At 67.1% G+C, this 10,332-nt stretch carries 11 protein-coding genes; 8 read left to right on the forward strand and 3 right to left on the reverse strand.

Features of this window, described 5'->3' with window-relative positions; all coding sequences use genetic code 11:
* Positions 1-224 precede the first annotated feature (224 nt).
* On the forward strand, positions 225-1,751 hold the full coding sequence (locus ACT6Y9_RS04990; RefSeq protein WP_443743713.1) for a DNA recombination protein RmuC: 1,527 nt from the start codon (positions 225-227) through the stop codon (positions 1,749-1,751).
* Positions 1,752-1,872: 121 nt separating this feature from the next.
* Here the strand turns inward: ACT6Y9_RS04990 and ACT6Y9_RS04995 are convergent, their stop codons facing one another.
* The 3 genes from ACT6Y9_RS04995 to ACT6Y9_RS05005 all read right to left on the reverse strand — a co-directional run bounded on the left by ACT6Y9_RS04995 (position 1,873) and on the right by ACT6Y9_RS05005 (position 3,896).
* Positions 1,873-2,631 (reverse strand): ABC transporter permease, encoded by a 759-nt coding sequence (locus tag ACT6Y9_RS04995; protein ID WP_443743714.1) that lies wholly within the window; start codon positions 2,629-2,631, stop codon positions 1,873-1,875.
* A complete protein-coding gene (locus ACT6Y9_RS05000) occupies positions 2,628-3,446 on the reverse strand; it encodes an ABC transporter ATP-binding protein (protein WP_443743715.1) in 819 nt (272 codons plus the stop codon). Before ACT6Y9_RS05000 ends, ACT6Y9_RS04995 begins: the two co-directional genes overlap by 4 nt.
* A gap of 69 nt (positions 3,447-3,515) precedes the next feature.
* The gene (locus tag ACT6Y9_RS05005) at positions 3,516-3,896 is read right to left on the reverse strand and encodes a hypothetical protein (RefSeq protein ID WP_443743716.1); all 381 of its coding nucleotides are present in this window, start codon (positions 3,894-3,896) and stop codon (positions 3,516-3,518) included.
* Positions 3,897-4,134: 238 nt separating this feature from the next.
* On the opposite strand from ACT6Y9_RS05005, the gene ACT6Y9_RS05010 reads away from it, so the two are divergent.
* From ACT6Y9_RS05010 to ACT6Y9_RS05040, 7 genes are all read left to right on the forward strand, one after another.
* A complete protein-coding gene (locus ACT6Y9_RS05010; RefSeq protein WP_295480774.1) occupies positions 4,135-4,791 on the forward strand; it encodes a site-2 protease family protein in 657 nt (218 codons plus the stop codon).
* Positions 4,792-4,805: 14 nt separating this feature from the next.
* Positions 4,806-5,381, forward strand: coding sequence for a class I SAM-dependent methyltransferase (locus ACT6Y9_RS05015; protein ID WP_443743717.1), 576 nt, complete (start codon positions 4,806-4,808; stop codon positions 5,379-5,381).
* Between the two features lie 156 nt (positions 5,382-5,537).
* Positions 5,538-6,710 (forward strand): outer membrane protein assembly factor BamC, encoded by a 1,173-nt coding sequence (bamC, locus tag ACT6Y9_RS05020; protein ID WP_443743718.1) that lies wholly within the window; start codon positions 5,538-5,540, stop codon positions 6,708-6,710.
* 35 nt (positions 6,711-6,745) lie between these two features.
* Positions 6,746-7,087: a hypothetical protein gene (locus ACT6Y9_RS05025; RefSeq protein ID WP_443743719.1), complete on the forward strand. Its 342-nt coding sequence runs from the start codon at positions 6,746-6,748 to the stop codon at positions 7,085-7,087.
* 17 nt (positions 7,088-7,104) lie between these two features.
* Positions 7,105-7,569, forward strand: a complete 465-nt coding sequence (locus ACT6Y9_RS05030) for a DUF805 domain-containing protein (protein ID WP_443743720.1) — start codon at positions 7,105-7,107, stop codon at positions 7,567-7,569.
* A 505-nt stretch (positions 7,570-8,074) separates the two neighbouring features.
* Entirely contained in the window at positions 8,075-8,707 is a 633-nt protein-coding gene (locus ACT6Y9_RS05035; protein WP_295480762.1) for an FKBP-type peptidyl-prolyl cis-trans isomerase, read from the forward strand.
* Positions 8,708-9,008: 301 nt separating this feature from the next.
* Positions 9,009-10,332: ABC transporter substrate-binding protein (locus ACT6Y9_RS05040; RefSeq protein WP_443743721.1), on the forward strand; the 1,324-nt coding region annotated here is incomplete at its 3' end.

Genomic DNA, 10,332 nt, shown 5'->3' on the forward strand with positions numbered 1-10,332 from the left:
CTGAGCGTTGGTCAAGTGGAGAATCCCCGTCCTTCAGGGCGGGGAGTGCGTCAAGAGACGCACCGGACGCGTGCCGCGCCGTCCCGAACCGCGCCGGAGCGCCTGCAGGGCCGCAGTTACCGAAAACCTTCGAGGAGCTGCCCCGACTACTCATTAGAATCCTCCAGACGGCGTGCCTGCGGGCTTTGCCGCCCTTCTTTAGAACACGATTTCAAAATCAATTCATGTCGTCCGTCGCCCCGAATCCCTACCTTCTCTACGCAGTAGTCCTTCTCGCGGTCCTCATCCTCGCGGCGCTCTGCGCATTGATTCTTCTTGTTGCCGGAGAGACCCGCCGCCGTGCGGCCGAGCGCGAAGAGGCGGACGACTTCCGCGACGCCCTGATCGAGGGCGTCGCCGGCGTGAAGCGTGAGCTCTCCGCGCAGATCGGACAGACGGACGCGCGGCTCACGACCGCGGTCTCGAGCCTTCTCGCCTACGTCACGGCCGAGCAGAAGCGCTCGGGCGACGCGATGGGGCAGTGGAGCGCTGCGGCGCGGGGGGAGCTCGAGCGCATGAACGCCACGCTCTCCAAGGAGTTCCTCAACCTCCAGGGCATGGTGGACGCGCGGTTCGCGAAGGTTTTGGAGACGAACGCCCGGGCGGCCGAGGGGCTCGGCACCCGGCTCAACGCGGAGTTGAGGGAGGTGCGCGGGACCGTGGATGCGGCGCTCGAAAAGGTGCGCGCGGAGAACGCGCAGAAGCTCGAGGCGATGCGCTCGACCGTCGAGGAGAAGCTCGAGCGCACGCTCACGGACCGTCTCTCGGCGAGCTTCCGCCGGGTGGACGAGAAGCTCGGGCTCGTGGAGTCGGGACTCGGAGAAATGCGGCAGATGGCGCAGAGCGTCTCGCGCCTGCAGAACGTGCTCGCGAACGTCAAGACCCGCGGCACCTTCGGTGAAGTGCAGCTGCAGGCGATTCTGGAGGAAGTGCTTGCTCCGGGTCAGTTCGGCGCGCAGGTGCAGCTCGACCCCGCGTCGCGCGAACGCGTGGACTTTGCCGTAAGGCTCCCCGGGCGGGACGCCGGCGCGCCCTGCTGGCTCCCGATCGACTCGAAGTTCCCGCTCGAAGACTGGGAGCTTCTCGAAGAGGCGTTCCGCGCCGGGGATGCGGCGGCCGTGGCTGACGCCCGGAAGGGGCTCGAACGGGCGATCGTCAAGCAGGCAAAGTCGATCCGCGAGAAGTACGTGCGCCCGCCCGTTACGACGGACTTCGCGGTGATGTTCCTGCCTTCGGAAGGCCTCTACGCCGAGGCGCTCCGGATTCCGGGGCTCGCCGACCGGCTGCAGCGCGAGCTGCGCGTGACGCCCGCGGGCCCGACCGTGATCACGGCGCTCCTCAACAGCCTCCTCATGGGCTTCATGACCCTCGCGATGGAGAAGCGCAGCGTCGAGGTCTGGCGGATCCTCACCGAGGTGAAGACCGAGTTCGGAGGCTTCACGAAGCAGTTCGAACTGGTGGAGAAGAAGTTCCGCGAGGCGCAGTCCTCGCTCGAGGCGATGTCGGCAAAGAGCCGCCGCATGGGCGAGCGGATGCGCACGATCGAGTCGATGGCGGACGGCCCCGAGGATGGGGCGGCGCTCTTCGCAGATGCGCCGAAGGCGCTCTCTGTTGGCGCCGTCAAAGCGCCCGCCGCCGATGCGTTCGAGAGCGCGGCTCCCAAGCCCCGGGAGGAGAGCGCGGCCTCCAACGCGCCGCACGCCTCGGCCTGAGCGTCCTGACGATCCTGCGGCTCGAGGCCCAATCGGCCTTCAACGGAAAAGTGAAGAAGGGGAGCTCCGTTGCGGCGGAACTCCCCTTTTTGCCCTTTGTCGAATGTGCGCAGTGAGTGCTTCACCGCTTCAGCTGCCAGCGGCAGAAGAACCGCTCGCCCAAACCCAGCACCGCGTAGAGCAGAAGGCCGAGAAGGCTCATGCCGAGGATGCCGACGAACATCCGCTCGATGTCGCCCATGCCCCAGGCGTCCATGATGAGCCATCCGAGGCCCGCGTCCGTGGCGAAGGACTCCGCAAGGAAGAGGACCGCCATCGCGGTGCCTGACGACGCCTTCAAGGCCGTGAAGAGCGACGGGAGCGAAGCCGGGAGGTAGACGTGGCGCACGAGCTCCCAGCGCGTTGCGCCCATGGACTTCAGGGACGCCGCGTAGGCGGGGTCGAGCGCGAGCGCCGCCTCACGCACGATCACGAGGATCTGAAAGCCCGTGGCGAGGGCGATCAAGAGGACGCGCGACGCGTCTCCGAGCCCGAACACCGTGAAGAAGACCGGCAGCAGCACGATCTTCGGGAGCGGGAGCGTGATGAAGGTGACGGGGGCACCGAGCCAGTCGGCGGCCTTGGAGCGCCCGAAGAGGAGCCCCAGCGGATAGCCCGTGAGGACCGCGACCACGAGGGCTGCCGTGAGGCGCAGCGTGGAGAGCCCCACGTGGTGGAGAAACTCCGCGGTGCCCAATGCCGCGGCGAAGCCCGCGAGGGCGGCGAAGGGATCGGGGAAGATTTCAGGCCCGAGGGCGGCGCTCCCCAAGGCCCAGAGGGCGAGAAGCGCGGCCGTGCCGCAGGCGTAGCGGACGGCGAGCGAATGGAGGATCGGATTCATCGTGCGGCCTCCCTTTTGCCGCAAGCGTCGAGAAGCTCGGCGTGCACGTGGCGGGCGGCCTCAACGAAGGCCGGGTCTTCGCGGCGGGCGCTCTGGAGTTCGGGCACCCAGGCGGGGTTTTCATAGAGCTCGATCAGGCGCGGGGGATTAGCCGCGAGGAGCAGCACGTGCGAGGCGAGGAAGACCGCCTCGGTGATGTCGTGCGTGACGAAGATCATCGTGACGGGCCGGCGGACTCTGAGCTCGGCGAGGAAGTCCTGGAGCCGCTCGCGGCGCAGGGCGTCGAGCGCCGAAAAGGGTTCGTCCATGAAGAGCACCTCGGGATCGGCGATGAGCGCCCGCCCGAGGGCGAGGCGCTGCCTCTGACCGCCCGAGAGCTGCGCGGGCCAGCGGTCTTTGAGTCCCTTGAGGCCGAGTTCCGAGAGCATCGCGTCGACCCGCGCGGGTGCTTCGTCCCGCGGCACGACGGCGTTTTTGAGTTCAAAGGGGAGCGCGAGGTTCTCGCGCACCGTCTTCCAGGGGAAGAGCCCGAGGCCCTGCCAGACGAAGCACGAGTGGAGCCGCGGGATGTCCTTCCCGTCGGCCGTGCGCCAGCGGATCGACCCCGAGCGCGGCGTGAGGAGCCCCGCGAGGGTCGTGAGGAGCGTGGTCTTGCCGCACCCCGATTCGCCCACGATCGCGAGCGACGCACCGGGGGAAAGGGTGAAGGAGAGGTCCTCGAGCACCGTCTGCGCGCCGTAGGCGACGGTGAGGCCGCGCACCTCGAGTCCGGCCGCGCCCGGGTTCGTGTTGTTGTTCTTCTGTTGATCGGTCATCAAAAAAACTCAGGAGACCCCTGCGTTCAGGCCGGGGTAGTTGACGTGTCGTGGTCCGGAATGCGTTGCTCAAAGACTACCTGCAGACGACGCCCGAGATGTCGGGGACGCTCTTGAGGATGCCGCGGCGGACGAGCCATTGTGCCGCATGGGAGACCTCCGCCTCGGTGTGGGGAGTGCGGGGAGGTCGTCAGCGGTCGGGCGGCGGCCAAACTTCGGGAGCCGGTAGTCCTTCGCCACGGCGTCCGGGACGAGGCGCTTCGTCAAGGGCGAGCGGCAGGTACTTCTCGGGCGCGGCGTCGTCATCGAGAGCGGTTCGTCGAGCTTTCTGTCGTCCCAGACGACGCGGCCGCCCTTCTGTTCGATCAGAGTGAGCAGCGGCTCGTAGAAGAGCGCGGTCTCGAGCTTGCCGGAATTGAGGAGCTGCAGGCGGATCGGAATCTGCGGCACTTCAACTTCCTTCGAGCGCTCCGGCCGGCACGGCCTCGGCGGCGAACATCAGGTCGAGCATCCAGTCCGTGATCGTGCCGGAGCTCGTGGACGTGGTCACGTCCTTCTTCGACTTCAGGAGTCCTCAGGAAGTCCTCGGGAGCGGTGCATTAAGATGAGCCTCTTTCAACAACCTTCCCCGCGGCGGCGTGCCTCCGGACGGGTTCCGGCGGTCCGCGCTCCAAGCTCCCCAAAGAATATGGACAGTCTCTACCACGCGATTCAGGTCGTCTGCGTCTATGCGATCCCCCTGATCTTCGCGATCACGCTGCACGAATCCGCCCACGGCTGGGCGGCGGCGCGCCTCGGCGACCCGACGGCGACACGGCTCGGGCGCGTGTCGCTCAACCCCATCCCGCACATCGACCCGGTGGGAACGATCGCGGTGCCGGGGGCGCTCCTGCTGATGTCGGCCTTGACGGGCGGGGGCGGACTCCTCTTCGGGTGGGCCAAGCCCGTGCCGATCAATCCGGGGTACTTCAGGAACCCCATGCGCGGGATGATGATCACCGCGGTGGCGGGGCCCGCTTCGAACGCGCTGCAGATGATCGTCTGGGCGTTCCTTCTCAAACTCCTCGTCTCCTTCGGGATCTACGACAAGTTCGTGCTCTCGGTCTGCTCGGCGGGCATCTCCGTGAACCTGATGCTGATGGCCTTCAACCTGATTCCGATTCCGCCCCTCGACGGCGGTCGGATCGTGCGGGGGCTGCTGCCGGGCCGTGCGGGCGAGGCGTTCGACCGGATCGAGCCCTACGGCATGATGATCCTCCTCGTCCTCATGGTGGGCGGGGGCCTCACCTTCTTCGTGCGCCCCTTCCTGATGTTCGGGCAGTGGCTCGTGAACCTCGTGCTCTGAGCGCAGGAGGCGCCATGGCGGTCTGCAAGAATTCCAACGGGAACTGCATGCAGCTTCCCTCGGCCTGGGTGATGCGCTTCATCGACGCGCTCCCGCACCGGGCGCGGGTGCTCGACCTCGCCTGCGGCGAGGGGCGGCACACGAGCCTCTTCCTGATGAAGGGCTTTGAGGTGACGGCCGTGGACATCGACGTCTCCCACGTGGAGCCCTTGGTCGGCGCCCCGGGCCTCACGGTCGAGTGCCGGGACCTCGAAAACGAGCCCTGGCCCTACGGCGAAGCGGCCTTCGACGCGATCGTGGTGACGAACTACCTCCACCGCGCGCACTTCCCCGACTACTGGAAGTCGCTCGCGCCGGGAGGCCTCTTCATCATGGAGACCTTCACCGAAGTGAATAAGCGCATCTGGGGGCGCCCGAAGCGCCCTGAGCACTACCTTCTCCCCGGGGAGCTTCTGCGCCTCGCGCCCGAAGGAGCGCGGATCTGCGCCTATGAGGAGGGCCTCAACACCCAGGACTACGGTGTTGAGCGCATCGTTTGGATGAAGCCCGGCGACGCGGAGATGCTCGCGCTCCCGCTCGGCGCCCGGTGAAGCCAAGCCGTAACAAACCGTACGGCGTCCGGAGGCCGCACCAACTCCCGGGCGCCCTTTGCTAGAATTTTTCGACTGTTGAACCGTCCCTCCGCGGGGTGCATCGGCGCTCCGGACGGATGGGGAGAACGAAACAAATTAGGAATCATTACCAGAATGTCCCTGCGCGCGTTCCGCCTCGCCGCCGCTGCTGCGGCGATTGCCTCCCTCTCGGGCTGCACCTTCCTCGGCATTGACTTCACGGACGACAAGGTTCAGTACGAGTCCTCCAACTCGCGCGCGAATCTCGAAGTTCCGCCCGACCTGACGCCGGTGAAGTCCGACGACCGCTTCCAGGTCCCCGCTCGTCCGGGCGTCGTGAGCGCCAACGCCGAAGCCGAGCGCGCCGCCGTCTCGCGGGACGCCGACGCCCTCACGGCCGCCAAGATCGTGCCGCTCACGGTGAAGGCGAAGGTGATGAAGGACGGCTCCGACCGGTGGCTGCGCGTGAACGCCGCGCCCGAACAGCTCTGGCCCGTGGTGCAGGACTTCTGGCCCTCCGTGGGCCTCGTCGTGCGCGAGCAGAACCCGAAGACGGGCTACATGGAGACGGAGTGGGCCGAGAACAAGGCGAAGCTCCCGCAGGACATCATCCGCCGCACGATCGGCAAGGTGATCGACTTCGCGTACTCCACGGGCGAGCAGGACCAGTACCGCACGCGCCTTGAGCGCAACGACGACGGCACGACCGACATCTACGTCTCGCACCGCTCGATGGTCGAGGTCGTCACCGGCGCCCAGAAGGAAAGCACCGTCTGGCAGCCCGGCCCCACGGACCCGGTAATGGAGGCCGAGATGCTCCAGCGCCTGGCGCTGCGCATCGAAGCCGAATTCAATCCCAACGCCTCCGCTCAGGCTGAAGCGGCCGCCAAGGAGGAGATCTCCGCGCAGCTCAAGCAGGAGCCCGTCGCCTCGAAGACGAACATCGTCAACGACGCCGCCGGCAAGCCCGCCGCGGTCGTCCTCAACGAGAGCTTCGACCACGCCTGGCGGCGCGTGGGCCTCGTGCTCGACCGCATGGGCTTCGAGCAGGTGGACCGCGACCGCACGGCCGGCTGGTACCTCGTGCGCTACCTCGACCCTGCCTACGAGCAGGCGCAGAAGGACAAGCGCGGCTTCTTCACGAACATCTTCAGCTCCGACGTGGCCGTTGAAGCGCCCAACTACCGCATCCACTTGGGCGACGAAGGCGCCGCGACGCGCATCACCGTCCAGGGTGCCGACGGCGGCGAAGACAAGACCGGCGTCGCGCCCAACATCCTCAACCTTTTGGCCGAACAGCTCCGCTGAGCGGAGCGCTTTGAGCTGAGAGAGGTCCCGCAGCAATGGCGTCGCTTCTCACCAAGGTCCTGAACGTCTTCGGCCTCCACACGGAGGCCGAGCTCGCGGCTGCGCGCGCGGGGAAGACGACTCAGGCGGCTCCGGCCGCTCCCGCCGACACTCCGGTGCCCGAAACGGACGTGAAGGCGAGCTTCAACCCGCTCGCCGACACTTCGACCGCGGGGCTCATCTACCGGCAGGCCGCGATCGACATCCCGCAGATGCCCGTCGCGCTCCAGACCCAGGTGAAGGCGCAGTCGATCGAAAAGATCCGGAAGCTCGAGAAGAAGGGCGTCGTCACGCCGGCCGAGTTCGAGGTCTGGAAGCGGCGCATCCTCATCCTCTGAGGCTTGCCGGAGCCGCCATGCAGAGCGCACCGTTTTTTGAGAAGGGCCCCACGGGCCCTTCGCCGTCTCTTGAGGGCGGCGAATCGCTCCCCGTGCAGACGCTCGCTCTGGTGGGGCGCGTCTTTCTCCTCCTCTTCAACCCGCAGGTGCGCACCGGCCGGCTCGGGTTCCTGCGCGGCCTCGCGCTCTGGGCCGCTGCGGGCGCGGCCGCATGGCTTCTGATGGATCCGATTGCGGACGCGCAGTGGATCTCCGACGCGGCGCTCGTCGTGATCGCACGGATCTACGCCTGGGCCGCCGGGCTCTGGTCCGTGGCGCTCATGGTCCTCGCCGCGCGGCGCTGCCACGACCTCGGGTGGTCGGGCGCATGGGCGCTCTTGATGGGCGTGCCCTTCACGAACGTCGCTCTGGGCGTGCTGTTGCTCTTGCTCCCAGGAGACCCCGAGGCGCGCCGCCTCTGGTCCGAATCCGCGGCAGAATAGGCGGTCTGCGCGGCGCTCTTTTCCAGCAGCTGCGCTGCTTCCGCAAAGGAGATTCATCCGCCATGATGCCGCTCGCCTGCGCGCTCGGGATCACCTGCGGGCTTGGCCGTCCACACGCTCGCCGCCGTGCTCGGCATTTCGGCCGTGATCGCCGGATCGGCGGAGCTCTTCTCGATCCTCAAGTGGGCGGGTGTGGCCCATGGAAGCGGGCGCGCCCGTTGCGAACGCTGCCGAGGCCCTGAAGCGCTCGGGCGGGGAGACCGTCGCCCCGCCTTCCGGAGCGGCTTCTTCTGCAATGTTCTGAACCGCATCCGCCCGGTCTTCGGCGCGCCCGTGTTCCGAGCGGTGGCTGAACCGCACGATGGGCGCGATCCTCATTCTCTTCGGGCTGAAGCTCACGGCGCGCAGCTGAGCGCAGGGCGCACTCCGGGCGTTTCCCGTCCCGGAGGAAGAGCGCGTACCATTACGCTCTCAGGGAAAACAACAAACATTGGAGAACACACCCATGGCCGACGCCGTCCGCAAAGGCATGCTCGTCACCCTCTCGGTCCTGATGGCCGACATGACGGGGAAGACGATTGACGAAACCCCGCCCGAAGGGATGGTCTATCTCCACGGTTCGGGCGACATCTTCCCGAAGCTCGAGGCGGCCCTGGAAGGGCACTTCGCAGGCGAAGGGTTCACGATCCACCTCGAGCCTGAAGACGCCTTCGGCGAATACGACGCCGACGCGATCAAGTGCATCCCCGTCGAGAACTTCGCGCACCCGGAGAACCTCGAGCCCGGCGCCGTCGTGGACGAGGTCCCGGGTGAAGCGCCCGACGGCCGCGTCTGGCGCGTCACCGACCTCGCCGACGGCATGGTGGTGCTCGAAGCCAACCACCCGCTCGCGGGCGTGGGGCTGCAGTTCGCCGTGAAGATCCTCGACGTCCACGAGCCCACCGAAGCGGAGCTCGAGGCGATGGAGGACGACGGCACCGAGTCGATCGTGCCGCCCTTCCTCAAGATCGCCGACAAGATCGTTTCCGAAGAGGACGAGGACGACACGCCCTACGACGACTTCGGCGAAGGCGCCTCGACGGAGCCCGACGACTCCTCGATGGCGCGCCTCGCCAAACCCCCGCGCATCGTTCGCTGAGCCCGGCGCCTCCCCGCCGGAGGCTTGAGGCGGATCTCCTCCGGTCCGCCTCGGAGCACAACGACGCGCTTGCGGCTCCGCCAAGGAGCCGGTCCCCGATCCGAACGCCCCTTTCGCCGCCCGCGAACGGGGCGTCGTCGTCTCTGCAGGGTGCAGCGCTGCACCTTTTCCGGGCTTCGGGCGTGCTTGCGGTGCAATTTTTGGCATACGGATTGCTGCATATCCCTGAAGCACGCGGCGGTCCCCGCATGGAACGAGGGACTGCGGTGCTCTCAAAGAAAAAAACAAAAGAACGCACCCCTTGAACACATCCCCGTCCCCCGTCACCGGCAGCACCCGGCAACAAGGGCGGCGCTTCTCCGGCAGCAAGGAAGCCGGGAGAGCGCCCGCACGACCGGGCGGAAGCGGACGGCAATCCTTCCACGGAGGAACACACCATGCGCCTGAGCTTCAGGAAGCCCTTCGCGGCCGGGCCGCAGCAGCGGCGCTCGCCGCAACGTTCGTCTCGCCCGCCTGGGCCGACGTCGTCCTCAAGGTCGTGCCGCACGCCGACCTCAAGATCCTCGACCCGGTGTGGACCACCGCGTTCGTGACGCGCCACCACGGCTACATGATCTACGACACGCTCTTCGGCCTCACGCAGAAGGGCGAGATCAAGCCTCAGCTGGTGGAGTCCTGGAGCGCCTCGCCCGACAACCTGCACTTCAGCTTCACGCTGCGCGAGGGACTGAAGTTCTCCGACGGCTCGGACCTCACGACGAAGGACGTGCTGCAGTCGATCCGCCGTTGGGGCGCCCGCGACAACCTGGGCGCCAAGCTCCTCGCGGCCCTCGACAAGATGGAGGCGAAGGACGCGCGCACCTTCACGCTCGACTTCAAGACGCCCTTCGGCATGGTGCTCGACGCCTTCAGCAAGCCTTCGTCGATTCCGCTCTTCATCATGCCCGAGCGCGTGGCGAAGACCGATCCCTTCACGCAGATCACCGACATGACGGGTTCGGGCCCGTATGCGTTCGCGGCCGACCGCTACCGGCCCGGTGAGCGCGTGGTGTACCTGAAGAACAAGTTCTACAAACCGAGGAACGAGCCCGCCGACGGCCTCGCGGGCGGCAAGGTGGTCAACGTCGACGAACTCGACTGGGTCATCCTGCGCGACAGCCAGACCATCGCCAACGCCATCAAGAAGGGCGAGGTGGACGTGGTTGAAATGGTCCCGAACGAGCAGTACCCGATCCTCAAGGCCGACCCCAACATCCGGCTCGAAAACCAGACGGGCAAGCAGTCGGCGATGCTGCACCTCAACCACGCGATTGCGCCCTTCAACAACCCCAAAGCCGCGCAGGCCGCGCTCATGGCGATCAACCAGGCGGCGCTCCAGCGCGCGCAGATCGTCTACAAGGAGCTCTACAACACCTGCACCTCGATCTACCCGTGCGGGTCGACCTACGCGAGCGGCAACACGGCGTACTTCACCGGCAAACCGCAGTTCGCCAAAGCGAAGGAACTGTTGAAGGAGGCGGGCTACAAGGGCGAGCCCATCGTGCTGATGCTCCCCGCGGACATGCCGAGCCTCAACAGGATTGCCGCAGGAGTCCCCTTCCTTCAGGTGGGGGAGGAATGCGGCA

Source organism: Sutterella sp. (assembly GCF_052272535.1).
GTDB lineage: Bacteria > Pseudomonadota > Gammaproteobacteria > Burkholderiales > Burkholderiaceae_F > Sutterella.

Bases quoted from the DNA above. Each gene is read 5' to 3' on its own strand.
- bamC (WP_443743718.1), top strand. From the start codon at position 5,538: ATGTCCCTGCGCGCGTTCCGCCTCGCCGCCGCTGCTGCGGCGATTGCC.
- ACT6Y9_RS05025 (WP_443743719.1), top strand. From the start codon at position 6,746: ATGGCGTCGCTTCTCACCAAGGTCCTGAACGTCTTCGGCCTCCACACG.
- ACT6Y9_RS05015 (WP_443743717.1), top strand. From the start codon at position 4,806: ATGGCGGTCTGCAAGAATTCCAACGGGAACTGCATGCAGCTTCCCTCG.
- ACT6Y9_RS05030 (WP_443743720.1), top strand. From the start codon at position 7,105: ATGCAGAGCGCACCGTTTTTTGAGAAGGGCCCCACGGGCCCTTCGCCG.
- ACT6Y9_RS05010 (WP_295480774.1), top strand. From the start codon at position 4,135: ATGGACAGTCTCTACCACGCGATTCAGGTCGTCTGCGTCTATGCGATC.
- ACT6Y9_RS05035 (WP_295480762.1), top strand. From the start codon at position 8,075: ATGGCCGACGCCGTCCGCAAAGGCATGCTCGTCACCCTCTCGGTCCTG.
- ACT6Y9_RS04995 (WP_443743714.1), bottom strand. From the start codon at position 2,631: ATGAATCCGATCCTCCATTCGCTCGCCGTCCGCTACGCCTGCGGCACG.
- ACT6Y9_RS04990 (WP_443743713.1), top strand. From the start codon at position 225: ATGTCGTCCGTCGCCCCGAATCCCTACCTTCTCTACGCAGTAGTCCTT.
- ACT6Y9_RS05000 (WP_443743715.1), bottom strand. From the start codon at position 3,446: ATGACCGATCAACAGAAGAACAACAACACGAACCCGGGCGCGGCCGGA.